Raw genomic sequence first — 25155 nt, 5'->3', positions numbered from 1 at the left:
GATGGATATCGGGATGATTCGTGGCCTGGGCACCGTTGTCGTGATGGTGGCCTTCATCGGTCTGGCGCTGTGGGTGTTCAGCCCCAAGCGCAAGTCGGAGTTTGAAGACGCGACCTTGCTGCCTTTTGCGGATGATCCCGAAGCCATCAAGCACGTCGAGCAAGCTTCTAGGAGTAACAAAGAATGACTACATTCTGGAGTCTGTACGTCACAGTCCTCAGTCTCGGTACGATCTTCGCCCTGACCTGGCTGCTGCTGTCGACCCGCAAGGGCCAGCGCAGCGAACAGACGGACGAGACGGTCGGCCACTCCTTCGACGGGATCGAGGAGTACGACAACCCACTGCCGAAATGGTGGTTCATGCTGTTCGTGGGCACCATCGTGTTTGCACTGGGTTATCTGGTGCTGTACCCGGGCCTGGGTAACTGGAAAGGCCTGCTGCCGGGCTACAACTACCTTGATACCGACAAGCAGACCGCGTTCGCCAACGGCCAGACTGGCTGGACCGGCGTTCACGAGTGGGAAAAGGAAATGGCTCGTTCGGACGCCAAGTTCGGTCCGATTTTCGCCAAATTCGCTGCCATGCCGATCGAGGAAGTCGCCAAGGACCCACAAGCGCTGAAGATGGGCGGCCGTCTGTTCGCCTCCAACTGCTCGGTCTGCCACGGTTCCGACGCCAAGGGTGCCTATGGTTTCCCTAACCTGACCGACGCCGACTGGCGCTGGGGCGGCGAGCCGGAAACCATCAAGACCACCATCATGGGCGGTCGTCACGCCGTGATGCCGGCCTGGGCCGAAGTGATTGGTGAACAAGGCGTTGCCGACGTCGCCGCTTACGTGATCACTAATCTTGATGGCCGCAAACTGCCGGAAGGCACCAAGGCTGATCCGGCCAACGGCGGCAAACTGTTCGCCGCCAACTGCGTGGCTTGCCACGGCCCGGCGGGTAAAGGCACCCCAGCCATGGGCGCGCCTGACCTGACTCACCCGGGCGCGTTCATCTACGGTTCGAGCTTCGCGCAACTGCAGCAGACCATCCGTTACGGCCGTCAGGGCCAGATGCCTGCGCAGGAGCAGTTGCAAGGCAACGACAAGGTGCACCTGCTGGCGGCGTATGTTTACAGCCTGTCCCATGGTGAGAAACCAGCGGAAGCCGAGGCGCAGTAAGGCCCACGCTTCACGCAATAAAAATGGCCCCGCCAATGAGAATTGGCGGGGCCTTTTTTATTGCATAGTCATCACTTGAGACATTTACCCAATAGACCCGGATACCGAGGCCCTGTAGCGTTTTGCCGATCCCGATGATCGACATCGGGTTAACTTCAAGGATGAAGTCGCATGTTTAAGAATGACAAAATCACACTGCCAGCCAAGCCATTACCGCACCATCCCGACGACTTTCTCCGTCCTGCACCAGAACCCGCCAAATCCGCAGATTCAGCTCTCCGAGCCCTGGCCAGTCCAGGCAACGGCGGTGGCCTGGACGGCCTCGGAGGCGGCCGATTGCTCTGATCAGTGCAGTACATCAAACGCCAACCGAAACACCCAGCACGCCCGCCAGCTTGCGGGCGTGCTTTCGCTCAGTCGAAGTGACGGTGACAAGCCGATCGTCCCCACCCAGTTTTCCGATTGCAGGGACACCCTCATGGTAGTAACGTTTCTACATCAGAACTTCTGGAGGCCGAACATGATGGCCATCACGACCATTTCCAGCCGCGAATTCAATCAAGACACAAGTGGTGCCAAAAAAGCTGCGCACCAAGGCCCGGTCATCATTACTGATCGTGGCAAGCCTGCACATGTGCTGCTAAGCATTGAGGAGTACCAAAAACTGACGGGCAATCAGACCAGCATCGTTGATCTGCTGGTCATGCCTGGCGCTTCGGAAATCGAATTCGAACCAGAGCGCGCCATCATTATTCCTCGTAGTGTGGATCTGTCCTGATGTTTCTACTCGATACCAATGTGATTTCTGAATTGCGAAAACCCCAAGCCGATAAACAAGTGGTGGCCTGGGCTAACAGCATCCCTGCGGCAAACCTGTATTTGTCGGCAATGACTGTGCTCGAACTGGAAACCGGCATTCTGCGCATCGAGCGCCGAGACCCTCCCCAAGGTGGCCTGCTGCGTAACTGGCTGGAGCGTCACGTCAAACCTGCGTTCTCGGGAAGAATCCTGTCGGTTGATAGCGCAGTTGCCACACGATGCGCACAACTGCATGTCCCTGATCGCTCCAATGAATGCGACGCGCTGATCGCCGCCACCGCGCTTGTACACGGATTGACGGTCGTCACCCGTAATGTCGCAGACTTTGAAATGAGCGGTGTTCATTTGATAAACCCCTGGCTCGCCGCCAACGCATGAAACAACTGAAAAGGCCCCGCCAACGAGAATTGGCGGGGCCTTTTTCATGGACGCCTGGCCCAGATTGATTTCACCGGGATCGTATCGATCAACTTCCGGTTCTGCCATTTATTGTTCTCCACCAGATAGATCTGCAGTTGCTTGCGATCCTCGGTGAAACTGGTGATCAGGTAGGTTTGTTGCGAGGTTGCCCCACTCAGGTACATCGGCACATTGCCCAGCCAGTAAGAACTACCGCCATCCTGATGCAAATGACCGGCAAATACAGCAGTGACCTGATATTTATCGAGCATTTCACGGAAGCGTCTCAGTTGCGCCTCGTTACCCTGCATATCAAACGGCTTATGCATGTTGATGATGATGGCGTAACCTTGAGTCTTGGCGGTACTGAGATCTTTTTCCAGCCAATCCAAGGCGCTGTTGATATTGAAAGTAGTGGGGTTTAGTGCATGCGCAATTCGGGCCGTATACGTCGGCTCATTATTGAGTTGAACCAGATGGACTTCACCGATATTCGTTGAGTAAGCGAGACTGCCCGAATAAGTATTGCTCAAGAAACCACTGGTGATCTTCAAGTCAAAGTTATCCACCTTGTTTTCATGATGTTCTTTAAACTCAACGATACTGCCCGCCGCGCAGCTATTGCTAAAACAATCGTCGACATTGTTTTCATAATCGTGATTACCCAGACCGTACAGATACTCGCCCTTGAAGTGCTGATCCAATGCAGCCTTCATGTAAGAACGCTGCCAACCATGACCAAACGCTGTGATATCGCCATTGATCATGAGTGGCACCTGTGCCTGCCCACCCTGGCTGTTGCGAAAAGCAGCAATACTGGCAAGTTGCGTTTCAACCAGCCATTTCGAGCGGACTTTGAAGTCCGCATCGGACTCCGGTTGCTGGCTATCCGTTTTGTCTGTCCAGGGATACTGGGTATCAGAGGCAAACACCATATGTCGAGGAGTTCCCTCTAACGCCTGAACCCAAGTAGCCGAAGATAACAAAAAAATGCCGAGCAAAAATCGTAGAACTCCATGAGAAGCCATCGTATTCATTTCCATATAAAGTTAGAAAGTTAAAAGCAAATCAATATTGCTGAAATCAACATATTGGAAAAAACAGAAAACATCAAAGGCCAAACCCGAGGCAATTAAATTAATATATTTCAGCAGTACAAACAAACAGCCAACCAACTTCCATTTAACTGACCTGAAACTTTTTCAAGCATCCATTACAGCGAATGCTGAACTCGACGCGCCAGCAAGAAGGTCATGAATCACCTAGACTCTCCCATCTGCATGCGCAAAACCGTTGAGGCGCAGAAGTCAATTGACCCAGATCACTACACCATCAATTGATTTTCCCCAACGCGACCAAAGGTCGCACCCGTTCGTCGGGGTGACAGGCGTATCATTGGGCCACTGCAACGCCCTTTCTGACCGCGGTCGGCACGTATCGACCGAGGCATTTTTCCACTGCCGTGGGATGCAATGATGAGTAACCAGATTCCGGTACACGACGTCACGCCACCGAGCAAAAACGCGAACAACAGCGTCGATCTTTACGCCTCTCGAGAAAAAATCTACACCCGGGCTTTCACCGGACTGTTCCGCAATCTGCGGATGATGGGCGGCGCCGCGCTGTTCCTGCTGTATTTCGGTACGGTCTGGCTGAACTGGGGCGGCCATCAAGCCGTGTGGTGGAACTTGCCGGAGCGCAAGTTCTTCATCTTTGGCGCCACCTTCTGGCCACAAGATTTCATTCTGCTCTCGGGCCTGCTGATCATTGCGGCATTCGGCCTGTTCTTCATCACCGTTTATGCCGGCCGCGTCTGGTGCGGCTATACCTGCCCGCAAAGTGTGTGGACGTGGATTTTCATGTGGTGCGAGAAGGTCACCGAGGGCGACCGCAACCAGCGGATCAAGCTCGACAAGGCGCCGATGAGCGGCAACAAGTTACTGCGCAAACTCGCCAAGCACTCGCTGTGGCTGTTGATCGGCTTCGTCACCGGCATGACCTTCGTCGGCTATTTCTCGCCTATCCGCGAACTGGTCTTCGAATTCTTCACCGGGCAAGCCGATGGCTGGTCGTATTTCTGGGTCGGTTTCTTCACCCTCGCCACGTACGGCAACGCCGGCTGGTTGCGTGAGCAAGTGTGCATTTACATGTGCCCGTACGCGCGCTTCCAGAGCGTGATGTTCGACAAGGACACACTGATCGTTTCCTACGACCCGCGTCGTGGCGAAAGCCGTGGCCCGCGCAAGAAAGGCATCGACTACAAGGCTCAGGGCCTGGGCGACTGCATCGACTGCACCATGTGCGTCCAGGTCTGCCCGACCGGCATCGACATCCGCGACGGCCTGCAGATCGAGTGCATCGGCTGCGCGGCATGCATCGACGCCTGCGACAGCATCATGGACAAGATGGATTACCCGCGCGGCCTGATCAGCTACACCACCGAGCACAACCTGTCCGGCCAGAAAACCCATAAACTGCGGCCTCGCCTGATCGGCTATGCGGTGGTGTTGCTGGCGATGATCAGCCTGTTGGTGACGGCGTTCGTCATGCGTTCGCTGGTGGGTTTCGACGTCAGCAAGGATCGCGTGCTGTACCGCGAAAACGCCGAAGGCCGGATCGAAAACGTCTACAGCCTGAAAATCATGAACAAGGATCAGCGCGACCACACCTACGTGCTGGAAGCCGCCGGCCTGCCGGATCTGCGTCTGCAAGGCAAACGCGAGATCAAGGTTCAGGCGGGGGAGATTTTCAGTATGCCGGTCGAGTTGTCGAGCGCACCGGAACAATTACCATCGAGCACCAACGAGGTGAAATTCATCCTCAAGGATGCCGATGACGACAGCGTCCACGTTGAAGCCAAGAGCCGATTCATCGGCCCACAAATCCGTTGAGAGAACTGAACATGCCCGCAGCAAACGCCGCAAGTCCCTGGTACAAGCACCTTTGGCCCTGGATCATCATCGCGATTCTGGCCTGTTCGGTGACGCTGACCCTGTCCATGGTGACCATTGCGGTGAATAACCCGGACAATCTGGTCAACGACAATTACTACGAGGCCGGCAAAGGCATCAACCGCTCGCTGGATCGCGAACTGCTGGCGCAGACGCTGAAGATGCGCGCTGCCGTGCATCTGGATGACGTGACCGGCGAAGTCGACCTGCGTTTGAGCGGCGACAGTCAGCCAAAAACGCTGGAGCTGAACCTGATCTCACCGACCCAGCCGGAGAAGGATCGCAAGATCGTCCTGACCCGCAGCGAAACAGAACAGGGCCGTTACATCGGCCAGTTGAGCGACAAGATCGACGGCCGCCGGTTTGTCGAGTTGCTGGGGTCGCAGGATGATCACGTGTGGCGGATGTTCGAAGAAGAACTGGTCAATCATGACAAGGAGCTCCTGCTCGGTGATGAACCGCTGCAAGGCGCCGAAGACCTGAAGAAGTAAGTCACCTTCAGAATCCCCCTCACCCTAACCCTCTCCCCCAGGAGAGGGGACTGATCTCGAGCGTTTGCATGTTGTGTGTACGACAGTGACGATGTCAGCGAATGAAGCTGCTTCCGCGGCCAACATCAATCGGCTCCCTCTCCCTCCGGGAGAGGGCTGGGGTGAGGGCAAGCGGACAACTCAAATACAAGGGCTTGCCCCCTCAAAGATGCCATGACCACCCCACTCCCCTGCTACCACTGCGCCCTGCCCGTCCCGTCCGGCAGCCGCTTCACCGCCGTCGTACTCGGGGAGTCCCGCGAGTTCTGCTGCCCCGGCTGCCAGGCTGTGGCCGAAGCCATCGTGGCCGGTGGTCTGGAAAGCTATTACCGGCACCGCAGCGAAGCCTCGGCCAATCCCGACGCGCTGCCGGTGCAACTGGTCGACGAACTGGCGCTGTACGACCGCGCCGATGTGCAGAAACCCTTCGTGCGCCATGAAGGCGATCTCGCCGAAACCACCCTGTTGATGGAAGGCATCAGTTGCGCTGCCTGCGGCTGGCTGATCGAGAAACACCTGCGCACGCTGCCGGCAGTCGCCGAAGCCCGTTTGAACCTTTCCAACCATCGCTTGCATGTGCGTTGGGCCGACGGGCAATTGCCGCTGAGCCAGATCCTCGCCGAACTGCGGCACATCGGTTACGCCGCCCACCCGTATCAGGCCGACCGCGCCAGCGAACAACTGGCCAGTGAAAACCGCCTTGCCCTGCGTCAGCTTGGCGTCGCGGGCCTGCTGTGGTTCCAGGCGATGATGGCGACCATGGCGACCTGGCCGGAATTCAACATCGATCTCAGTCCCGAACTGCACACGATTCTGCGCTGGGTTGCGCTGTTTCTGACCACGCCAATCGTGTTCTACAGCTGCGCACCGTTTTTCAAAGGCGCCATGCGTGACCTGCGCACCCGCCACCTGACCATGGACGTCTCGGTGTCGCTGGCGATTGGCAGCGCCTACATCGCCGGGATCTGGACGTCGATCACTGGCGTCGGCGAACTGTATTTCGATGCAGTCGGCATGTTTGCCCTGTTTCTGCTCGCCGGACGTTATCTGGAACGCCGTGCCCGAGAACGCACGGCCGCAGCCACTGCACAGCTTGTCAATCTGCTGCCCGCCTCGTGCCTGCGACTCGACGAGGCCGGCCAGAGCGAGCGCATCCTGCTCAGCGAATTGCGCCTTGGCGATCAGATTCTGGTGCAACCGGGTTCGATTCTGCCGGCGGACGGCAAGATTCTCGACGGCCAATCGAGCATCGATGAGTCGCTGCTCACTGGTGAATACCTGCCGCAGCCGCGTATGCCGGGCGATGCCGTGACAGCCGGCACGCTCAACGTCGAAGGTGCGCTGACCGTGCAAGTGCAGGCCTTGGGTCACGACACGCGCCTGTCGGCCATCGTCCGTTTGCTCGATCGCGCTCAGGCCGAGAAACCGCGACTGGCAGAGATCGCCGACCGCGCCGCGCAATGGTTCTTGCTGTTGTCACTGATCGCCGCCGCCGCCATCGGCCTGTTGTGGTGGCAGCTGGATTCATCGCGCGCCTTCTGGATCGTCCTCGCCATGCTGGTTGCGACTTGCCCTTGCGCACTGTCGCTGGCGACGCCGACTGCGCTTACTGCTGCTACTGGCACCCTGCACAAACTCGGTCTGCTGCTGACCCGCGGTCATGTGCTGGAAGGTTTGAATCAGATCGACACGGTGATCTTCGACAAGACCGGGACGCTGACCGAAGGCCGACTGGTGCTGCGTTCGATCCGTCCGCTGGGCTCTCTGAACAGCGATCAATGCCTGAGCCTTGCCGCCGCGCTGGAGAACCGTTCGGAACATCCGATTGCCCGCGCCTTCGGCCGTGCACCTTTGGCGGCTGAAGAAGTCCAGAGCACACCGGGGCTTGGTCTCGAAGGATTGGTCGGCGAACAGCGTTTGCGCATCGGCCAGGCGGAATTTGTCTGCGCCCTTAGCGGCGCCCTGATGCCAACGATGCCGGATGAGCCAGGCCAGTGGCTGCTGCTCGGTGACAGCTCGGGACCACTGGCCTGGTTCGTCCTCGACGACCGTCTACGCGACGATGCGCCCGCCCTGCTTGCCGCTTGCAAGGCGCGCGGCTGGCGTACCTTGCTGTTGTCCGGCGACAGTTCGCCAATGGTCGCCAGTGTCGCTGCCGAACTGGGTATCGACGAGGCACGAGGTGGCCTGCGCCCGGACGACAAGCTGCAAGTATTGCAACAGTTGCACAAGGAAGGTCGCAAAGTGCTGATGCTCGGCGACGGGGTCAACGATGTGCCGGTTTTGGCCGCCGCCGACATCAGCGTAGCCATGGGCTCGGCCACCGATCTGGCGAAAACCAGCGCCGATGCAGTGCTGCTGTCCAACCGTCTCGACGCCTTGGTGCAAGCGTTCACACTGGCGCGACGCACCCGCCGGGTAATCATCGAGAACCTGCTGTGGGCCGCGCTGTACAATGGCCTCATGTTGCCGTTCGCCGCCCTCGGCTGGATCACTCCAGTGTGGGCGGCGGTCGGCATGTCGATCAGTTCGTTGACCGTGGTGCTCAACGCCCTGCGCCTGACTCGCCTGCCGAGCGCGCCGGTCGCCCGCCCCTCGTCAGACACCCGCCCGCTGCCGGCCTGAGCCGCGCGGGCCTGGAGTACAGATGCCAGCTCTCTACGTGATGATTCCGGCCGCGCTGCTGATCGTGGCCATCGCCGTGTACATCTTCTTCTGGGCGGTGGACAGCGGTCAGTACGACGACCTCGACAGCCCGGCCCACAGCATCCTGTTCGACGATCAGGACCCGAACCACACCGCCGCCGTGGACGAAGCCAACGCCAGCAAACCGGACGACAAGGCACCACCCCATGCTTGAACTGGCACCACTGCTGGTTTCGGCACTGATCCTCGGCCTGCTGGGTGGCGGCCATTGCTTGGGGATGTGCGGCGGTTTGATGGGCGCGCTGACGCTGGCGATTCCCAAGGAGCAGCGCAGTCGGCGCTTTCGCTTGCTGCTGGCCTATAACCTTGGGCGAATTCTCAGTTATGCGACAGCCGGATTGCTGATCGGCCTCGCCGGTTGGGCGGTGGCCAACAGCCCCGCTGCGCTGTTTATGCGCGTGCTGGCCGGGCTGTTGCTGATTGCCATGGGCTTGTATCTGGCCGGTTGGTGGAGCGGACTGACCCGCATCGAAAGCCTTGGGCGCGGTTTGTGGCGTTACATCCAACCGGTAGCCAACCGCCTGCTGCCAGTGTCGAGCCTGCCCCGCGCCTTGCTGCTCGGCGCCTTGTGGGGCTGGCTGCCGTGCGGACTGGTTTACAGCACACTGCTGTGGTCGGCGAGCCAGGGCAATGCGCTGGACAGTGCGTTGTTGATGCTCGCGTTCGGGCTGGGGACTTGGCCGGTTTTGCTCGCCACCGGGCTGGCGGCGGAACGGGTGACTGCGCTGCTGCGCAAACGTAGCGTGCGCATGGCGGGCGGGGTTCTAGTGATTCTGTTCGGTATCTGGACCTTACCCGGCCCCCATCAGCATTGGTTGATGGGCCACTGACCTTAAGCAAGGCTTTGATCCAGTGATATCTACTGTGGTGAGGGGATTTATCCCCGACCGGCTGCGAAGCAGTCGTAAACCTGTCGGCACGTTATGACTGTTGGAATGTGGCGCGCGCTTCGCGGGCCATCGGGGATAAATCCCCTCACCACAAAAACCGGGCCAAGCCTTCAACCACCGTTGATGCAAATCAAGATGCCCCCGCACGCCCTCCCCTAGACTCGCCACACTGCCAGCCTATCCGGGGAATGCCCGCATGCTCGACGCCATTCGTTGGGACACTGATCTGATCCGCCGCTACGACCTGGCGGGGCCGCGTTACACCTCGTATCCGACGGCCGTGCAATTCAACAGTCAGGTCGGCACATTCGACCTGTTCCATGCCCTGCGCGACAGCCGCAAGGCCCTGCGCCCGTTGTCGCTTTATGTGCATGTGCCGTTCTGCGCGAACATCTGTTACTACTGCGCCTGCAACAAGGTCATCACCAAGGATCGCGGTCGCGCCCAGCCCTATCTGCAACGGCTCGAACAGGAAATCCAGCTGATCGCCTGCCATCTCGACCCGGCGCAGAAAGTCGAACAACTGCACTTCGGCGGCGGCACTCCGACCTTTCTCAGCCACGATGAGCTGCGCCAATTGATGGCGCACCTGCGCAAGCACTTCAATCTGCTCGATGACGACTCCGGCGATTACGGCATCGAAATCGATCCGCGTGAAGCCGACTGGTCAACCATGGGCCTGCTACGCGAACTGGGTTTCAACCGGGTCAGCATCGGCCTGCAAGATCTTGATCCGGCGGTGCAACGGGCGGTCAATCGCCTGCAAAGCCTGGAAGAAACCCGCGCCGTGATCGACGCCGCGCGCACCCTGCAATTTCGCTCGATCAACATCGATCTGATCTACGGCCTGCCCAAGCAGACCCTGGACAACTTCGCGCGCACCGTCGAGGAAGTCATCAGCCTGCAGCCGGACCGGCTCTCGGTGTTCAACTACGCGCACCTGCCGGAACGCTTCATGCCGCAGCGGCGGATCAACGCCAACGAACTGCCGAGTCCGGCGCAGAAACTGGAAATGCTCCAGCGCACCATTGAGCAACTGACCGCCGCCGGTTACCGCTACATCGGCATGGACCACTTCGCGCTGCCCGACGATGAACTGGCGATAGCTCAGGAAGAAGAAACCCTGCAGCGCAACTTCCAGGGCTACACAACTCACGGTCATTGCGATCTGATTGGTCTGGGCGTGTCGGCGATCAGCCAGATAGGCGACCTTTACTGCCAGAACAGCAGCGATCTCAACGAATACCAGAACACCCTCGCCTCCGCGCAACTGGCGACCAGCCGTGGGCTGGTGTGTAACGCCGATGACCGCTTGCGTCGGGCGGTTATTCAGCAGTTGATCTGCAACTTCAGCCTGGAATTCATCAAGATCGAGCAGCAATTCAACATCGACTTCCAGGGCTATTTCGGTGCTCTGTGGCCACAACTGCAAGGCATGGCAGAGGATGGTCTGATTACGCTGGACAGTCAGCGGATCGAAGTACTGCCGGCAGGACGACTGTTGGTGCGTTCAGTGTGCATGGTGTTCGATGCGTACCTCGAACAGCAGAACCGCCAGCGTTTCTCGCGGGTGATTTAGTTTTTCATCAGCAACGAGGCGGTTTTCATGGTTTGTTCCGGCGTCAGGTCGGACTGGTTCATGACTTTGGACAGGGACAGATTGGCGGTAATCAGACCGTTGTTCAGCGCGGCAATGGCACCTCTGAGGGCGGCGAGTTTGGCGATCTTCACTTCCGTGGAGAGCGTCTTGTCGGCCATGACGGCTTTGATGCGCGCGTTCTTTTCGGCGATCTGCTGCTGCAAATTGCGGATCATCTTCAGCAATTGCTGGATATTCTCGGGCAAGCCGCTTTCTTCGATGTCGCGATTGTCACCGCCGGCACTGGCCGACTTCTCGATCGAGGCACCGGACAGCGACACTTTGACGCCCTCGACCAAGGTCGGGGTTGTCCCTGTTGTCGATTCAGCGTCGTGGTGCTTGTCGGCCGTGTTTTTAAACGCCTCCGACAGCGCTTCAACACCGCTGCTACCAAGGCCCAGCGTACCAATGGCCGTCATCGATTCGATTCCTTGCATGCGTTCTGATACCACCTTATCGGCCACTTGCCCTGCGGCTTTACGCCGTTATGGCAATCTCGCCACAGACTGGCCTGAATGTCCCCCCGTGGGTTACCCTTACGTCTTATGTGTGTTTTCCCACAAGGATTAAAGAAATGTCCGAGCCAGTTAAACTGCGCGCTCACAGCCAGGCCCATTGCAAGGATTGCAGCCTGGCCCCTCTCTGCCTGCCACTTTCTCTGAATCTGGAAGACATGGATGCGCTGGACGAAATCGTTAAACGGGGCCGCCCGTTGAAAAAGGGTGAGTTCCTGTTCCGCCAGGGCGACACGTTCGATTCCGTTTATGCAGTACGCTCCGGCGCCCTGAAGACGTTCAGCCTGAGTGATGCTGGCGAAGAGCAACTCACTGGTTTCCACCTGCCGAGTGAACTGGTCGGCCTGTCCGGCATGGACACCGAGAAACACCCGGTTTCCGCCCAGGCACTGGAAACCACGTCGGTCTGCGAAATTCCTTTCGAACGCCTCGATGAACTGGCCCTGCAACTGCCGCAACTGCGCCGCCAGTTGATGCGCGTGATGAGCCGGGAAATTCGCGACGATCAGCAAATGATGTTGCTGCTGTCGAAAAAAACTGCCGACGAGCGCATCGCTACCTTCCTGGTCAATCTGTCGGCGCGCTTCCGTGCTCGCGGATTTTCGGCCAACCAGTTCCGCCTGAGCATGTCGCGCAATGAAATCGGCAACTACCTGGGTCTGGCGGTGGAAACCGTGTCGCGCGTGTTCACGCGTTTCCAGCAAAACGAGCTGATCGCTGCCGAGGGCAAAGAGATTCACATCCTCGACCCGATCCAGCTCTGCGCCCTGGCCGGCGGCTCGCTCGACGGTTGATCTCGACCCGCGGCCGAGCGAATCGATTCAGCCGCGGGTATACTGCGCCGTTTGCAGCCCTGCCAGGACACCTCGACGATGGTCTTCGACTCCTTCGACATCAAATCCCTGATCCGCCCTGTGATCGACTTCCCGAAACCGGGCGTGATCTTTCGCGACATCACCCCGCTGTTCCAGTCGCCAACGGCCCTGCGCCTGGTGATGGACAGCTTCGCCCACCGCTATGTGGAAGCCGACTTCACCCACATCGGCGCGATGGACGCCCGCGGTTTCCTGATCGGTTCGGTGCTGGCTTATCAACTGAACAAGCCGCTGGTGCTGTTTCGCAAACAAGGCAAATTGCCGGCGGACGTGTTGGCCGAGGGTTACGCCACCGAGTACGGCGAAGCGTTTCTGGAAGTCCACGCCGACAGCCTGTGTGAAGGTGATTCGGTGGTGATGTTTGACGATTTGATCGCCACCGGCGGGACGCTGATTGCTGCGGCCAACCTGATCCGCCGCATGGGTGCGCGGGTGCACGAGGCGGCGGCGATCATCGATCTGCCGGAGCTGGGTGGTTCACAGCGTCTGGGGGATATGGGGATTCCTACGTTCTGCCTGACGCAGTTTGCGTTGACTGATAAGTAAGTAGCGTCTGTAAGTCAGCCTTCGCGAGCAGGCTCGCTCCCACATTGGATCTGTGCCGCTCACAAATCCCCTGTGGGAGCGAGCTTGCTCGCGAAGGCGTCAGTCGCCTCACCACATGACTTAAAGCCCCATCTGCTTGCTGATGATCTCGTTCATCACTTCCCGCGTCCCGCCGCCAATCGAAAGAATGCGGTTATCCCGATACAGCCGCTCGACCAGACTCTCGCGCATATAACCCATCCCGCCCAGAATCTGCACCGCCTCGGTGGTGATCCGGTCGGAGGTGTCCGTGGCAAAGTTCTTCGCCATGGAAATTTCCTTGATCACACTTTTGCCCGCGGCCATTTTGGCTGCCTGCCGATACGTGAACTCGCGCGACACTTCCAGCGCCGTGGCCATTTCGGCGAGACGATGCTTGATCACCTGAAACTTGCCGATCGGCTTGCCGAACGCTTCACGCTCGCGTGCCCACTTCAGGCTCTCCTCAAGTGCAAGCTGCGATGTCATGTTGGCCATCAGCGCCAACGCCAGCCGCTCGCTCTGAAAGTTGCCCATGATGCAGGCGAAGCCCATGTTCTCGGCACCGATCAGATTTCCCACAGGCACCTGGCAATCGTCGAAGAACAATTCAGCCGTGTCCGACGCCCACCAGCCCATTTTCTTCAGTTGGCGGCCAACGGTGAAACCCGGCGTACCCTTTTCGATCAGCAGCAGACTGATGCCGCCGAAACCGGGCGCCCCCGTGCGTACCGCGACGGTATAAAAGTCGGCGCGCACGCCACTGGTGATAAAGGTTTTGCTGCCGCTGACCCGGTAGAACTCGCCGTCAAGCACGGCGCGGGTTTGCAGGTTGGCGACGTCGGAACCGCCGCCGGGCTCGGTGATGGCCAGTGCACTGATCTTCTCGCCACTGAGCACTTGTGGGACCACGCGGTCGCGCACCTCGGGCCGCGCCCATTTGACGATCGGTGGCAGGCCGATATCCAGCGACCCCAGCCCCGCCACCAGGCCGCCCGAGCCGCAACGCATCAACTCTTCACTGGCGGCCACCTTGGCGAACACATCGCCTTCATGGCTGCCACCCAGCGCTTCGGGGTAGCCGATACCGAGGATCCCTGCGGCACCCGCCTTCAGGTACAGCTCACGGGGGAAGCTTTCTGATTCTTCCCACAGATCAATGTCCGGCAGGATCTCACGCTCGACGAAACGTCTGACGCTGTCGCGGACCAATTGGTGGCTGGGGTCGAAGTATTCCTGAAAGGCAGGCATGGGCGAGCTCCACGGAAGGGTTCGCCGAAGTTAACCGAGCGCTTGCTTGGTTTTCAACAATATTGTGTGAATCAGTCAAACCGAGGTATGCCATTCGCGAGCAGGCTCGCTCCCACAGAGGATTTGTAAACGACACAAATTCATTGTGGGAGCGAGCCTGCTCGCGAAGGCGTCAAATCAGACACCATAAATATCAGAGGGCGATCGGTTTACGCCCGGCGAACGAATGCGCCAAGGTGCCGCCATCCACCAGCTCCAGCTCACCACCCAACGGCACACCGTGAGCAATTCGCGAAGCGATCAAACCTTTATTGTTGAGGAGCTGAGCGATGTAATGCGCCGTCGCCTCACCTTCCACGGTCGGGTTGGTGGCGAGGATCACTTCGGTAAACGTGCCGGCTTCTTCAATCCGCGCAATCAACTGCGGAATGCCAATGGCCTCAGGCCCGAGCCCGTCGAGCGGCGACAAATGCCCCTTGAGCACAAAGTAACGCCCACGGAATCCGGTCTGCTCGACCGCATAAACATCCATCGGCCCTTCCACCACGCACAGCAACGTATCGTCGCGACGGGTATCGGCGCATTGCGGGCACAGATCGTCTTCGGTCAGCGTACGGCACTGGCGGCAGTGACCGACGCCTTCCATGGCCTGGCTCAAGGACTGGGCCAGACGCAGACCGCCACTGCGATCACGTTCGAGCAACTGCAACGCCATGCGCTGGGCAGTTTTCTGACCCACACCCGGCAGAATTCGCAGGGAGTCGATCAGTTGGCGAATCAAAGGGCTGAAGCTCATGGGTAAAAAGTCCGACAAAACAACGAGACGCGGTTTATACCCGCGCCTCTGGCCAGCGTCAAATACTCAGTCCTGGGCGACCTTCACCACCAGTTTGCCGAAGTTGCGTCCTTCCAGCAGACCGATAAACGCGTCAGGCGCCTGCTCCAGGCCCTCGACCACGTCCTCGCGAAACTTCACCTTGCCCTCACGCACCCACGGCACCATGTGGCTGATGAATTCCGGCTGACGATCACCGTAGTCATCAAACACGATGAAGCCCTGAATCCGCACACGCTTGGTCAACAGCGTGCGTTGCAGCATCGGCAAGCGATCCGGGCCTTTCGGTGCTTCGGTGGCGTTGTAACCGGCGATCAGACCGCACAACGGAATGCGCGCTTTGGGGTTGAGCAACGGCACCACCGCATCGAACACATGACCACCAACGTTCTCGTAATAGACGTCGATGCCATCGGGGCAGGCCTTGGCCAACTGCTCGGCAAAGTCCGCAGCCTTGTGATCGATGCAGGCGTCAAAGCCCAGCTCCTCGACCACGTATTTGCACTTCTCGGCACCGCCGGCCACGCCAACCGTGCGCAGCCCTTTGATCTTCGCCACCTGGCCGACCACCGAGCCGACCGCGCCCGACGCCGCCGCCACCACGAGAGTCTCGCCCTCTTTCGGTTGGCCTATGTCCATCAGCCCCATGTACGCAGTCATGCCCGGCATACCCAGCACGCCGAGCGCCATCGACGGGCTCGGCAGCCCGGACGGAATCGGAATGATATTGCGCCCGTCGCTGATGCTGTGGCTCTGCCAACCGGTCGCGCCGACCACCAGATCACCTTCGTGAAATTTTGGATGACGCGATCGCTCGATTCGGCTGACAGCGCCACCGGTCATCACCTCGCCGATTTCTACCGGCGCGGCGTAGGACGGTGCGTCGCTCATGCGTCCGCGCATGTAGGGATCGAGTGACAGGTACAGGGTTTTCAGCAGAACCTGGCCTTCTTCGAGATCCGGCAGGGCTTCACGTTCGAGGCGGAAGTTTTCCGGGGTCGGCGCACCGACCGGTCGGGATGCCAGGACGATACGTTGGTTTAGGGTCAGAGGGTCGGACATGTCAGCGTCTCCTGTGAATGATGAGTTCGGGGGTATAGGGAGCAGACCTTTGTGGCGGTGGCGCGTTCCACTTGATCGTTCCCACGCTCCGCGTGGGAACGATCAGCCAAAAAAAATGCCAGGCGCAATGCCTGGCATTTTGTGTAGCTCATCTGCCGCCGGATGGCGAATCAGAATGGCAGTTTCATACCCGCTGGCAGGTTCATGCCGGCGGTCATGCCGCCCATTTTTTCCTGGCTGTTGGCTTCGATCTTGCGCACGGCGTCGTTGACGGCGGCGGCAACCACGGCTTCCAGCATTTCTTTGTCGTCTTCACTCAGGCCTTCGACCAGGCTTGGGTCGATGCTCACGCTTTTCACGTCGTGACGACCGGTCATCACCACGGTGACCATATCGCCACCGGCCTTACCGGTGACTTCAGCGTTGGCCAGTTCTTCCTGCATCTTGGCCATTTTTTCCTGCATCTGCTGTGCCTGCTTCATCAGGCCGGCCATGCCACCTTTCATCATGGTAATCACCTCAAAAGTACTTGGATCAAAACAGCGCCCGGTGGTTAAGACCGAGCGCCTTCAGTTATTAGCCTTGGGCGACCAAGGCGTCGACAGGTTCAATAGTATCGTGTCGCACGACCGCGCCGAACTGCTGGACCATCTGCTGGATGAACGGATCGCCGTGGATCGACTCCTCCGCTTCGCGCTGACGGTTGGCTCGGCGACGGGACGCGGCCTGGGCCGGGGTTTCCTGCTCGGGCTTGATCAGTTCGATGGTCAGGCTCAGTGTGCGGCCGTGAAACTGGTTCAACGCATCGTTGAGACGTCGCTGTTGCGTGGCGTTGAACAGTGCGCTGTGGGCCGGGTCCAGGTGCATCAACCAATGGTCGCCATCGACCGCGATCAGCGTGCAGTTGGCGGCGATGCTGCCGGTCATGCCGGAGATCGGCAGTTTCGGGAACAGCTCCAGCCATTGCAACGCCAGACCGGTGGCGGGTGCCGCGGCAGGTTCCGGCTCGGGTTCCGGCGCCGGTTCAGCGGCGTGTTCACTGGCCAGTTCGTCGAGGTAGCTGTAGGCCGAATCCATGTCCGGCTCGATGTAGTCCTCGTCCAGCGGCGGCTCGTCGTCCATCTCCATGCCCGGAGTGGCGGCGTCGACGTCAGCGACCGACGGCTCGGGGATCGGCGCAGCGGCCCACTCGGGTGCGTCCGGCACGACGCTGTCCGGGGTCGGCAGCGGCATCGGCGGCAGCTCGGGCTGCTCGGCGGCGGTTTCCAGCACCGGCTCGACAGCGGGTTGCTGCGCAGGCTCGGGCTCTGGTTCTACCGGATCGTTCCATGGCAAGTCGACAACGGCTTCGACGGCGACAGGCTCTGGCTCTGGCTCTGGCTCGGGTTCCGGTTCAGCGGCAACCACTGGCTCGGGAGCCGGTGCAGGCTCGACCACTGGCGCAGGCGTCGGCGCTGGCGCAACAGCCGCAGCGACCACCGGCGCAGCTTTAGGCGCGGCAGCCACGGAGTTTGCGGAATCAACTGTGGCCTGGCTGATCCCCACTGGCTTTAGCGGTTGCCTCGGGGCGTCCGCGGTGTCGGCAGGCCTGAAGGCCAGCATCCGCAACAGCACCATTTCGAAACCGCCACGCGGGTCCGGCGCCAGCGGCAAGTCACGACGACCGATCAAGCCCATCTGGTAATAGAACTGCACGTCTTCGGCCGGCAAGGCTTGAGCCAGCGCCAGGACGCGGTCACGATCGCCATGGCCGTTGTCGACACCTTCCGGCAGTGCCTGAGCGATGGCCACGCGGTGCAGCACGTTGAGAATTTCCGAGAGTACGCCATTCCAGTCCGGGCCTTGCTCGGCCAGATGACGCACGGCTTCGAGCAAAGCCTTGGCGTCGCCTTCAATCAACGAATGCAGCACGTCATAAACCTGGCCGTGATCCAGCGTGCCGAGCATCGCCCGCACGTCGGTGGCCAGAACCTTGCCTTCACCGAAGGCAATCGCCTGATCGGTCAGGCTCATGGCGTCACGCATCGAGCCGTCAGCGGCGCGACCCAGCAACCACAGCGCATCGTCTTCGAACGGCACGTTTTCGGCGCTGAGGACGTGGGTCAAATGCTCGACCACACGCTCAGGCGTCATGTTCTTCAGGGAGAACTGCAGGCAGCGCGACAAAATCGTTGCCGGAAGTTTCTGCGGGTCAGTGGTCGCCAGAATAAATTTGACGTAGGGCGGCGGCTCTTCGAGGGTTTTCAACAGCGCATTGAAGGAATGGCTGGAGAGCATGTGCACTTCGTCGATCAGGTAGACCTTGAAGCGCCCACGACTCGGCGCGTACTGCACGTTGTCGAGCAGCTCGCGAGTGTCTTCAACCTTGGTGCGGCTCGCGGCGTCGATCTCGATCAGGTCGACAAAACGGCCTTCGTCGATTTCGCGGCACACCGAACATTCGCCGCAAGGGCTGGAAGTGATACCTGTCTCACAGTTCAGGCATTTGGCAATGATCCGCGCAATCGTGGTCTTACCCACCCCGCGCGTACCGGTGAACAGGTACGCGTGGTGCAGCCGCTGGCTGTCCAAGGCATTGATCAGAGCCTTGAGCACATGGGTCTGGCCGACCATTTCGCGGAACGAGCGCGGACGCCATTTACGTGCAAGAACCTGATAACTCATCGAAAACCGTCGCAACGAAGGAAGCTGAAGCGGCTAATGCTAGCGGAGCAAGGGCAAAATTGCATCCGGTGTCCTTCGCTAATCTGGCTAAGCTGCATCAGCAGAGGCTTTTATCGGCTCGGGATCGTGAATTACCGGAGCGTTTATGCGTTGGGCCGTGGGGGCTTTGCTGGGGATCAGCCTGAGCGTGACGGCAGCGGAACCCCCGTTGCGCTTCGCCGTGGCCGACAGTTGGGCGATGCCGATGGTGCAACTGGAACGCGGCCGCCCGACCCAGGGCATTCTCTATGACATCATGCTCAGCCTCGCGACCCAGGTCGGCGTGCCGGCACAATTCAACGTCCTGCCCCGCACGCGCATACAGAGTGCCATGGAACACGGCGAGATCGATGTGCGCTGCTACGCCGCACAGTCGTGGCTGCCGAATCAGTCGGGGGATTACATCTGGAGCATTCCGTTGTTTTTTCAGCGCGACTTGCTGATCACTCGCCAGGATCAACCCGCCAGCGCCGATCCTGCCACCCTGCCCCTCCAGTCGATCGGCACAGTGCTCGGCTACAGCTATCCCACCCTGCAACCCCTGTTCGACGCCAATCGCCTGCAACGCGAAGATGCGCGCAATCAGGAACAAGTGCTGAACAAACTGCTGGCCGGGCGTTATCGCTACGCCGTGAGCAATCAGTGGACGCTGGACTGGTTCAACCAGCGCCTGGCACCCGAACAGCAACTGCAAGGCGTCGCGGTGCTACAGGAGCAGAAAGTCGGTTGCTATGTGAGGAATGATCCGAAGGTGCCGGTGCAGCGGATTTTGCGCACGTTGCTGCGGATGAAAATGTCGGGGGAGATTGATGAGATTATTCGGTTGTATACCGGCAACTCCGAAAACACCCCATAACCCTTGTAGGAGTGAGCCTGCTCGTGATGCGGTGAGTCAGCCAACTCATCTCTTGCAGACTGGACGCCATCGCGAGCAGGCTCACTCCTACAGAGAATTTGTGTCGATCTGACAAATCGCAGACACAAAAAAACCGCAGTGGGCGAAACCCATGCAGTTCTGATTGAAGCGTTCGATGTTCGTTAAGGTGGTGCCCCCACCAGCCACACCCCGGCACACAATGTTCCCGCTGTGGCTGCTGCCTTCCGGCTCTGACCAGGTTCACGGGTAATCGTTGCGGGGGGACCGATGGGGTCACCATAACGACGCTCACCTGTCGGCGAGCCGCGCCATTGTACCTATCTGAGGTGAAGTTACAACCGTTGGTTGTAGATAAAAAATATGAATGGCTTCAAGGACATGCGTTGACGTTAAAAGATCGCAGCCTGCGACAGTTCCTACAGGGTCAGAACCTCATCCGCCTTGCCGCCCGCGCGCTGGATCACCAGGTGAATGAAATGCAGCTTGGCAATCGCCGCTGCCGGCAGCACGAACGGATAGAAATCCGGCTGGCCCATGCTGCGTGACAGTTCGTTGAGCATCCCGGCCAGTTCGATCCACGCGTTGACGAACGACAGGAAGGCTTCGCCACCGGGATGCTCCGGATCGTAGAGCGTACTGGTCGGGAACGGCTGGTAGTCGAAGTCCATCTCCCGCGCGCTCATGCCAAAGCCCAGCGCGGTGTCCACCGCGTCCATCATGTGCAGGTAATGCGCCCAGGTTTCCGCCCAGTCTTCCCATGGGTGCATGGTCGCGTAAGCGCTGACGTACAGCTGTGGCCAGTCCAGCGGCGCGCCCTGCTGATAGTGACGATCCAGCGACTCGGCATAACTGGCGCGTTCATCGCCGAACAGGTTGCGGAATGATCCGAGCCACGGGCCGTTGGCAATCAGCCGATCCCAGTAATAGTGCCCGACCTCATGACGAAAATGCCCGAGCAGCGTGCGATAAGGCTCGTGCATCTGCGCCCTCACCTGCTCGCGATGGGCATCGTCGGCTTCTTTGATGTCGAGGGTGATCAGGCCGTTCGCGTGGCCGGTCATCGGCGCTTTGCCTTCGAGGTCGACGCCGATGAAGTCGAAGGCCAGTCCGGTTTCTTCATCCACGGTTTTCGGGATGACCTGCAAGCCGAGGGTGATCAGTTGCGCGACCAGACGACGCTTGGCGATCTCGACCTTACGCCAGCGTTCAGGGTTGTCCGGATCGGACAGGTCGGGGATGGTGCGATTGAGGCTACAGGCGATGCACAGGCTGTCATGGCCGTTGAACGGCAGCAGCCAGTTGCAGGCGGCAGGTGTGTCGAGGTTGGCGCAGCGGCGGAACAGCCCGGCATCGGGGTCGGCGTCGAGCGTCCAGGTGCCGTCCTGCGGGCCGGGTTGCAACGAGGTCAGGCGACTTTGTTCGGGTTGGTAGCCCAGCAATGCGCTGCACGCCAGGCACTGGCTGTTGCGAAAAAACAGCGACTGGCCGCAGCGGCACGGCCAGACTTTGCTGTTGCGTGAAGATTCGCCCATGAACGGCGCGACGATGCGAGAACTGAGCTGCTCGAAAAAGCGGTACATGGCGATCTCTCCCTGGGGCTTGCCAAGACTAGATCATTCCCATGACAACATCGTTCCCACTCATAACGGCGCTCCCGGGTGATAACACCATTGTGGCGAGGGGATTTAGCGAAACGTCGCACCGCCCCGACGGGTTGCGAAGCAGCCCCAAAACCTTACAACTCGGTCGAATCAGACAAACCGTGTGCTCAGATTTTACGACTGCTGCGCAGCCGGTCGGGGATAAATCCCCTCACCACAGGTTTTGGGTTTACCCAATGACTCAGACGGAGATGCCGTGGGTTTTGAGGAAGGCGACAAACGCCTCTTCGTCCATGACCTTCACGCCCAGCTCATTGGCCTTAGTCAGCTTGGAACCCGCACCCGGCCCCGCGACCACGCAATGAGTCTTGGCCGACACCGAACCCGCCACCTTGGCGCCGAGGCTTTCCAGGTGCTCCTTGGCGACGTCACGGCTCATTAGCTCGACCTTGCCGGTCAGCACCCAGGTCTCGCCGGACAGCGGCAAACCTTCGACAACTTTTTTCTCGCTCTGCCAGTGCATGCCGAAATCACGCAGTTGTTTCTCGGCGCCCTCGGCAAGCTGACGATGCTCCGGCAGCGCAAAGAATTCACGCACCGAATTCGCCTGTTTCTCCGGCAACGCCTGACGCATGTCGAGCCAGTCGGCGTTCATCACCGCTTCCAGCGAGCCAAACTTGTCCGCGAGTTTCTGTGCGCCACCGGGGCCGACCGATGGAATGTGCAGCTTGTCGAGGAAGCCACCCAGCGTTGTGCTGGCAGCGAATTCGGCGCCTAACTCACCCTGATCCTGAATCTGCAAACCATGACCGAGCAATTCGCTGATCACCTGCTGGTTGTGCGCATCTTCAAAGAAGCTGTGAATCTCGTGCGCCACTTCCAGGCCAACATCCGGCAGGTAGGTCAGCACTTGCGGCAGAGCTTGCTGCACACGCTCCAGCGAACCCAATGAGCGCGCCAGCACCTTGGCTGTTTCTTCGCCGACATCAGGAATACCGAGGGCATAGATGAAACGTGCCAGGCCCGGCTTCTTGCTGTCGGCAATGGCTGCCAGCAGTTTGTTGCTGGAGACTTCGGCAAAGCCTTCCAGATCGACGATGTCGTCGAACTTCAGCGCGTACAGATCGGCCGGCGAACTGACCAGACCTTCGTCGACCAGTTGCTCGACGCTCTTGTCGCCGAGGCCTTCGATGTCCATCGCACGGCGCGACACGAAGTGGATGATCGCCTGCTTCAACTGCGCGCCGCAGGCCAGACGACCGACGCAGCGATACACCGCACCTTCGCTGACCGTTTCCTTGCCCTTGCTGCGCTTGATCAATTGCGTGCGCTCGACGTGCGAGCCGCACACCGGGCAATTCTCAGGGATCGCTACCGGGCGTGCATCTTCAGGACGCCGTTCAGTGACCACTTGCACCACTTGCGGGATCACATCACCAGCGCGGCGAATGATCACGGTGTCGCCGATCATCAAGCCCAGCCGTGCGACTTCGTCCATGTTGTGCAGCGTGGCGTTGGCCACGGTGACGCCAGCCACCTTGACCGGTTTCAGACGCGCCACCGGGGTGACAGCGCCAGTGCGGCCGACCTGGAACTCCACATCGAGCAGCTCGGTGAGTTCTTCCATGGCCGGGAATTTATGCGCGATGGCCCAGCGCGGCTCGCGGGCGCGGAAGCCCAACTCTCGCTGATCGGCAATGCTGTTGACCTTGAACACCACGCCGTCGATTTCGTAGGCCAGCGAGTTGCGACGTTCGCCGATGTCGCGGTAGTAATCCAGGCATTCGCCAATGCCTTTGGCCAGTTTCAGTTCGTGACTGATCGGCATGCCCCACTTCTGCAACTGCTTGAGGTTGCCGATGTGGGTGTCGGAAATATCGTGAGAGACCTGACCGATGCCGTAGCAGCAGAATTCCAGCGGACGGTTGGCCGTAATCTTCGAATCCAGCTGACGCAGACTGCCCGCCGCCGCGTTACGCGGGTTGGCGAAGGTCTTGCCGCCGACTTCCAGTTGCGACGCGTTCAAACGCTCGAAACCGGCCTTGGACATGAACACTTCGCCACGCACTTCCAGCGTCGCCGGCCAGCCTTCACCGTGCAGCTTCAGCGGAATGTTACGCACGGTGCGCACGTTGACGCTGATGTCTTCACCCGTGGTGCCATCGCCGCGGGTAGCGCCACGCACCAGCACACCGTCCTGATACAGCAGACTGACCGCCAGGCCATCAAGCTTCGGCTCACAGCTGTACTCCACCGCCGCGCCGCCACCGAACAGATCGCCGGCCGGCAGATCCAGACCTTCGGTCACGCGGCGATCGAACTCGCGCATGTCGGTTTCTTCGAAGGCGTTGCCGAGGCTGAGCATCGGCACTTCGTGACGCACCTGGGTGAAGGCGGTCAGCGCCACGCTGCCGACCCGCTGAGTCGGCGAGTCGCTGGTGATCAGTTCCGGGTTGGCCGCTTCCAGCGCCTTGAGCTCGTGGAACAACCGGTCGTACTCGGCATCCGGAATGCTCGGCTCATCGAGAACGTGGTAACGGTAGTTGTGCTGATCCAGCTCAGCGCGCAGCTCTAGAATGCGATTTTTGGCGGCGGTCATGGTGTTATCTCATAAAGCAAAAGAGCAGCCGAGGCTGCTCAATCTATTTTGCCGATTGCCTCTTTATAGCGAGGCAATCTTTTCAATCAACGCTTCTGGGTCAGGGCGCGGCGTTCGAATTCGACGATGCGCTGACGGTAGTGCTCGATGGTCTGCGCGGTCAGGACGCTGCGCTGGTCATCTTTCAGTTCGCCGTTCAATTCCTGAGACAGCTTACGGGCCGCGGCCACCATCACGTCGAAGGCCTGCTTCGGATGACGCGGGCCTGGCAGGCCGAGGAAGAAGCTCACCGCCGGGGTGCTGAAATGGTCGATGTCATCCAGATCAAAGATGCCCGGCTTGACCGCATTGGCCATGGAGAACAGCACTTCACCGTTGCCAGCCATGCTTTCGTGGCGGTGGAAAATGTCCATTTCGCCGAAACGCAGACCGCTTTCCAGAATGTTCTGCAACAGCGCCGGGCCTTTGAAGCCAGCGGCGTCGCGGCAGATCACGCTGATCACCAAGACTTCTTCAGCTTGTGGCTGATCCTTGTCGACCACGGCAGGCGAAGGCTTGCTGTCTTCGACGAAGTCATCGTCACGGCTGCTGAAGTTCGGGCCACCGTCCAGATCAAGATCCAGATTCAAGTCACCCTGGGCCGGACCGTTGCTGCCGCGCTTGCCACGCTTGGAGCCGGATTCGCGAGGCTCGCGTGCTTCGCGGGCCGGCATGCTCACCGACGGCAGATCGTGTTCGTCCAGTTGTGGCTCTTTATGTGTGTCCAGGACGCGGGCCGGGCCCAACAGCTCAGCGCTGGTGTCCTCGTCCGGCAGGTTGGACAGACTTCGGTCAAGACGGAACTTCAGTTTTCCCTTGCCGCCGCGCATACGGCGCCAGCCATCGAAAAGAATACCGGCAATCACAATGATGCCGATGACGATCAGCCACTCGCGCAGACCGATTTCCATGTAATCCCGTGCCTCTATAAAAAATGCTGAAAAATAAGGGGTTTACACTGTGCAAACCGCTTTAAAACGTGGCGCCAACTCTATGTTCTGACAGGCGTTTTGCCCACGTATACGAAAAATTGACATTAAACTAGCACGACCAAAGACAACTTTACACCGTCTGTCTCATTGGCTTGCGCGAATATGTCGATTGGCCAGCAAGTCGAAGCCAGTAAAAAAGTC

General features: G+C 59.5%; 23 protein-coding genes and 1 other RNA gene. 13 read left to right on the top strand and 11 right to left on the bottom strand.

Going from position 1 to position 25155, the window contains the following annotated elements; translation table 11 throughout:
* Position 1 precedes the first annotated feature (1 nt).
* From ACA069_RS09905 to ACA069_RS09890, 4 genes are all read left to right on the top strand, one after another.
* On the top strand, positions 2–187 hold the full coding sequence (locus ACA069_RS09905) for a CcoQ/FixQ family Cbb3-type cytochrome c oxidase assembly chaperone (protein ID WP_003175465.1): 186 nt from the start codon (positions 2–4) through the stop codon (positions 185–187).
* A complete protein-coding gene (gene ccoP / locus ACA069_RS09900) occupies positions 184–1167 on the top strand; it encodes a cytochrome-c oxidase, cbb3-type subunit III (protein WP_187681076.1) in 984 nt (327 codons plus the stop codon). Before ACA069_RS09905 ends, ccoP begins: the two co-directional genes overlap by 4 nt.
* Positions 1168–1690: 523 nt before the next feature.
* A complete protein-coding gene (locus ACA069_RS09895; RefSeq protein WP_187681087.1) occupies positions 1691–1945 on the top strand; it encodes a type II toxin-antitoxin system Phd/YefM family antitoxin in 255 nt (84 codons plus the stop codon).
* Entirely contained in the window at positions 1945–2364 is a 420-nt protein-coding gene (locus ACA069_RS09890; protein ID WP_497617244.1) for a type II toxin-antitoxin system VapC family toxin, read from the top strand. The genes ACA069_RS09895 and ACA069_RS09890 overlap by 1 nt, the downstream gene beginning before the upstream one ends.
* Positions 2365–2408: 44 nt before the next feature.
* On the opposite strand, the gene ACA069_RS09885 is transcribed toward ACA069_RS09890, so the two are convergent.
* Complete coding sequence (locus ACA069_RS09885) at positions 2409–3413, bottom strand: metallophosphoesterase family protein (RefSeq protein ID WP_497617243.1); 1005 nt, start codon at positions 3411–3413, stop codon at positions 2409–2411.
* A 447-nt stretch (positions 3414–3860) separates the two neighbouring features.
* Here ACA069_RS09885 and ccoG point away from each other — a divergent pair, with 447 nt between their 5' ends.
* The 6 genes from ccoG to hemN all read left to right on the top strand — a co-directional run bounded on the left by ccoG (position 3861) and on the right by hemN (position 11041).
* Entirely contained in the window at positions 3861–5276 is a 1416-nt protein-coding gene (gene ccoG, locus ACA069_RS09880) for a cytochrome c oxidase accessory protein CcoG (RefSeq protein ID WP_187681073.1), read from the top strand.
* 11 nt (positions 5277–5287) lie between these two features.
* The gene (locus ACA069_RS09875; protein WP_187681072.1) at positions 5288–5827 is read left to right on the top strand and encodes a FixH family protein; all 540 of its coding nucleotides are present in this window, start codon (positions 5288–5290) and stop codon (positions 5825–5827) included.
* Positions 5828–6040: 213 nt separating this feature from the next.
* Complete coding sequence (locus tag ACA069_RS09870) at positions 6041–8491, top strand: heavy metal translocating P-type ATPase (RefSeq protein WP_497617241.1); 2451 nt, start codon at positions 6041–6043, stop codon at positions 8489–8491.
* Between the two features lie 22 nt (positions 8492–8513).
* Complete coding sequence (gene ccoS, locus ACA069_RS09865; RefSeq protein WP_187681070.1) at positions 8514–8726, top strand: cbb3-type cytochrome oxidase assembly protein CcoS; 213 nt, start codon at positions 8514–8516, stop codon at positions 8724–8726.
* Entirely contained in the window at positions 8719–9402 is a 684-nt protein-coding gene (locus ACA069_RS09860; protein WP_187681069.1) for a sulfite exporter TauE/SafE family protein, read from the top strand. Before ccoS ends, ACA069_RS09860 begins: the two co-directional genes overlap by 8 nt.
* A 256-nt stretch (positions 9403–9658) precedes the next feature.
* Positions 9659–11041, top strand: a complete 1383-nt coding sequence (gene hemN, locus ACA069_RS09855) for an oxygen-independent coproporphyrinogen III oxidase (protein ID WP_497617240.1) — start codon at positions 9659–9661, stop codon at positions 11039–11041.
* Here hemN and ACA069_RS09850 read toward each other — a convergent pair.
* Entirely contained in the window at positions 11038–11520 is a 483-nt protein-coding gene (locus ACA069_RS09850; protein WP_401269624.1) for a hypothetical protein, read from the bottom strand. The genes hemN and ACA069_RS09850 overlap by 4 nt on opposite strands.
* Before the next feature lie 155 nt (positions 11521–11675).
* Between ACA069_RS09850 and fnr the strand changes: the two genes are divergently transcribed.
* Both fnr and ACA069_RS09840 read left to right on the top strand, forming a co-directional pair.
* Positions 11676–12410, top strand: coding sequence for a fumarate/nitrate reduction transcriptional regulator Fnr (gene fnr / locus ACA069_RS09845; RefSeq protein ID WP_187681067.1), 735 nt, complete (start codon positions 11676–11678; stop codon positions 12408–12410).
* A gap of 78 nt (positions 12411–12488) precedes the next feature.
* A complete protein-coding gene (locus ACA069_RS09840) occupies positions 12489–13037 on the top strand; it encodes an adenine phosphoribosyltransferase (RefSeq protein ID WP_187681066.1) in 549 nt (182 codons plus the stop codon).
* Positions 13038–13157: 120 nt separating this feature from the next.
* Here ACA069_RS09840 and ACA069_RS09835 read toward each other — a convergent pair whose 3' ends face one another.
* The 5 genes from ACA069_RS09835 to dnaX all read right to left on the bottom strand — a co-directional run bounded on the left by ACA069_RS09835 (position 13158) and on the right by dnaX (position 18867).
* Positions 13158–14306 carry an acyl-CoA dehydrogenase family protein gene (locus ACA069_RS09835; protein WP_489878671.1) on the bottom strand — a complete coding sequence of 383 codons (1149 nt, stop codon included), beginning with the start codon at positions 14304–14306 and terminating at the stop codon, positions 13158–13160.
* A 193-nt stretch (positions 14307–14499) separates the two neighbouring features.
* Positions 14500–15102: a recombination mediator RecR gene (recR, locus tag ACA069_RS09830; protein ID WP_187681064.1), complete on the bottom strand. Its 603-nt coding sequence runs from the start codon at positions 15100–15102 to the stop codon at positions 14500–14502.
* 66 nt (positions 15103–15168) lie between these two features.
* Entirely contained in the window at positions 15169–16203 is a 1035-nt protein-coding gene (gene curA, locus ACA069_RS09825; protein WP_489878670.1) for an NADPH-dependent curcumin/dihydrocurcumin reductase, read from the bottom strand.
* A gap of 170 nt (positions 16204–16373) precedes the next feature.
* Positions 16374–16712: a YbaB/EbfC family nucleoid-associated protein gene (locus tag ACA069_RS09820; protein ID WP_042558527.1), complete on the bottom strand. Its 339-nt coding sequence runs from the start codon at positions 16710–16712 to the stop codon at positions 16374–16376.
* A gap of 67 nt (positions 16713–16779) precedes the next feature.
* The gene (gene dnaX / locus ACA069_RS09815; RefSeq protein ID WP_497617238.1) at positions 16780–18867 is read right to left on the bottom strand and encodes a DNA polymerase III subunit gamma/tau; all 2088 of its coding nucleotides are present in this window, start codon (positions 18865–18867) and stop codon (positions 16780–16782) included.
* A 145-nt stretch (positions 18868–19012) separates the two neighbouring features.
* Here dnaX and ACA069_RS09810 point away from each other — a divergent pair, with 145 nt between their 5' ends.
* Entirely contained in the window at positions 19013–19762 is a 750-nt protein-coding gene (locus tag ACA069_RS09810) for a substrate-binding periplasmic protein (protein ID WP_497617237.1), read from the top strand.
* A gap of 194 nt (positions 19763–19956) precedes the next feature.
* On the opposite strand, the gene ffs is transcribed toward ACA069_RS09810, so the two are convergent.
* The 4 genes from ffs to zipA all read right to left on the bottom strand — a co-directional run bounded on the left by ffs (position 19957) and on the right by zipA (position 24933).
* Positions 19957–20053, bottom strand: an RNA gene (gene ffs, locus ACA069_RS09805) — signal recognition particle sRNA small type.
* Between the two features lie 146 nt (positions 20054–20199).
* Positions 20200–21363 (bottom strand): zinc-binding metallopeptidase family protein, encoded by a 1164-nt coding sequence (locus ACA069_RS09800; RefSeq protein ID WP_489878667.1) that lies wholly within the window; start codon positions 21361–21363, stop codon positions 20200–20202.
* 262 nt (positions 21364–21625) lie between these two features.
* Positions 21626–23983, bottom strand: coding sequence for an NAD-dependent DNA ligase LigA (gene ligA, locus ACA069_RS09795; protein WP_497617236.1), 2358 nt, complete (start codon positions 23981–23983; stop codon positions 21626–21628).
* Between the two features lie 86 nt (positions 23984–24069).
* A complete protein-coding gene (gene zipA / locus ACA069_RS09790; RefSeq protein WP_489878665.1) occupies positions 24070–24933 on the bottom strand; it encodes a cell division protein ZipA in 864 nt (287 codons plus the stop codon).
* Positions 24934–25155: the final 222 nt, after the last annotated feature.

It is taken from the genome of Pseudomonas sp. LBUM1652, from assembly GCF_059716105.1.
This window is presented reverse-complemented; position numbering and strand designations above follow the sequence as displayed.

Coding starts and splice junctions, on each gene's coding strand:
- ACA069_RS09835 (WP_489878671.1), bottom strand. CDS start 14,306: ATGCCTGCCTTTCAGGAATACTTCGACCCCAGCCACCAATTGGTCCGC.
- ccoP (WP_187681076.1), top strand. CDS start 184: ATGACTACATTCTGGAGTCTGTACGTCACAGTCCTCAGTCTCGGTACG.
- hemN (WP_497617240.1), top strand. CDS start 9,659: ATGCTCGACGCCATTCGTTGGGACACTGATCTGATCCGCCGCTACGAC.
- ACA069_RS09885 (WP_497617243.1), bottom strand. CDS start 3,413: ATGGCTTCTCATGGAGTTCTACGATTTTTGCTCGGCATTTTTTTGTTA.
- ACA069_RS09905 (WP_003175465.1), top strand. CDS start 2: ATGGATATCGGGATGATTCGTGGCCTGGGCACCGTTGTCGTGATGGTG.
- ACA069_RS09890 (WP_497617244.1), top strand. CDS start 1,945: ATGTTTCTACTCGATACCAATGTGATTTCTGAATTGCGAAAACCCCAA.
- ACA069_RS09860 (WP_187681069.1), top strand. CDS start 8,719: ATGCTTGAACTGGCACCACTGCTGGTTTCGGCACTGATCCTCGGCCTG.
- ACA069_RS09850 (WP_401269624.1), bottom strand. CDS start 11,520: ATGACGGCCATTGGTACGCTGGGCCTTGGTAGCAGCGGTGTTGAAGCG.
- dnaX (WP_497617238.1), bottom strand. CDS start 18,867: ATGAGTTATCAGGTTCTTGCACGTAAATGGCGTCCGCGCTCGTTCCGC.
- ACA069_RS09870 (WP_497617241.1), top strand. CDS start 6,041: ATGACCACCCCACTCCCCTGCTACCACTGCGCCCTGCCCGTCCCGTCC.
- ligA (WP_497617236.1), bottom strand. CDS start 23,983: ATGACCGCCGCCAAAAATCGCATTCTAGAGCTGCGCGCTGAGCTGGAT.
- ccoS (WP_187681070.1), top strand. CDS start 8,514: ATGCCAGCTCTCTACGTGATGATTCCGGCCGCGCTGCTGATCGTGGCC.
- ACA069_RS09820 (WP_042558527.1), bottom strand. CDS start 16,712: ATGATGAAAGGTGGCATGGCCGGCCTGATGAAGCAGGCACAGCAGATG.
- ACA069_RS09875 (WP_187681072.1), top strand. CDS start 5,288: ATGCCCGCAGCAAACGCCGCAAGTCCCTGGTACAAGCACCTTTGGCCC.
- ccoG (WP_187681073.1), top strand. CDS start 3,861: ATGAGTAACCAGATTCCGGTACACGACGTCACGCCACCGAGCAAAAAC.
- ACA069_RS09895 (WP_187681087.1), top strand. CDS start 1,691: ATGGCCATCACGACCATTTCCAGCCGCGAATTCAATCAAGACACAAGT.
- ACA069_RS09800 (WP_489878667.1), bottom strand. CDS start 21,363: ATGTACCGCTTTTTCGAGCAGCTCAGTTCTCGCATCGTCGCGCCGTTC.
- zipA (WP_489878665.1), bottom strand. CDS start 24,933: ATGGAAATCGGTCTGCGCGAGTGGCTGATCGTCATCGGCATCATTGTG.
- curA (WP_489878670.1), bottom strand. CDS start 16,203: ATGTCCGACCCTCTGACCCTAAACCAACGTATCGTCCTGGCATCCCGA.
- ACA069_RS09810 (WP_497617237.1), top strand. CDS start 19,013: ATGCGTTGGGCCGTGGGGGCTTTGCTGGGGATCAGCCTGAGCGTGACG.
- recR (WP_187681064.1), bottom strand. CDS start 15,102: ATGAGCTTCAGCCCTTTGATTCGCCAACTGATCGACTCCCTGCGAATT.
- ACA069_RS09840 (WP_187681066.1), top strand. CDS start 12,489: ATGGTCTTCGACTCCTTCGACATCAAATCCCTGATCCGCCCTGTGATC.
- fnr (WP_187681067.1), top strand. CDS start 11,676: ATGTCCGAGCCAGTTAAACTGCGCGCTCACAGCCAGGCCCATTGCAAG.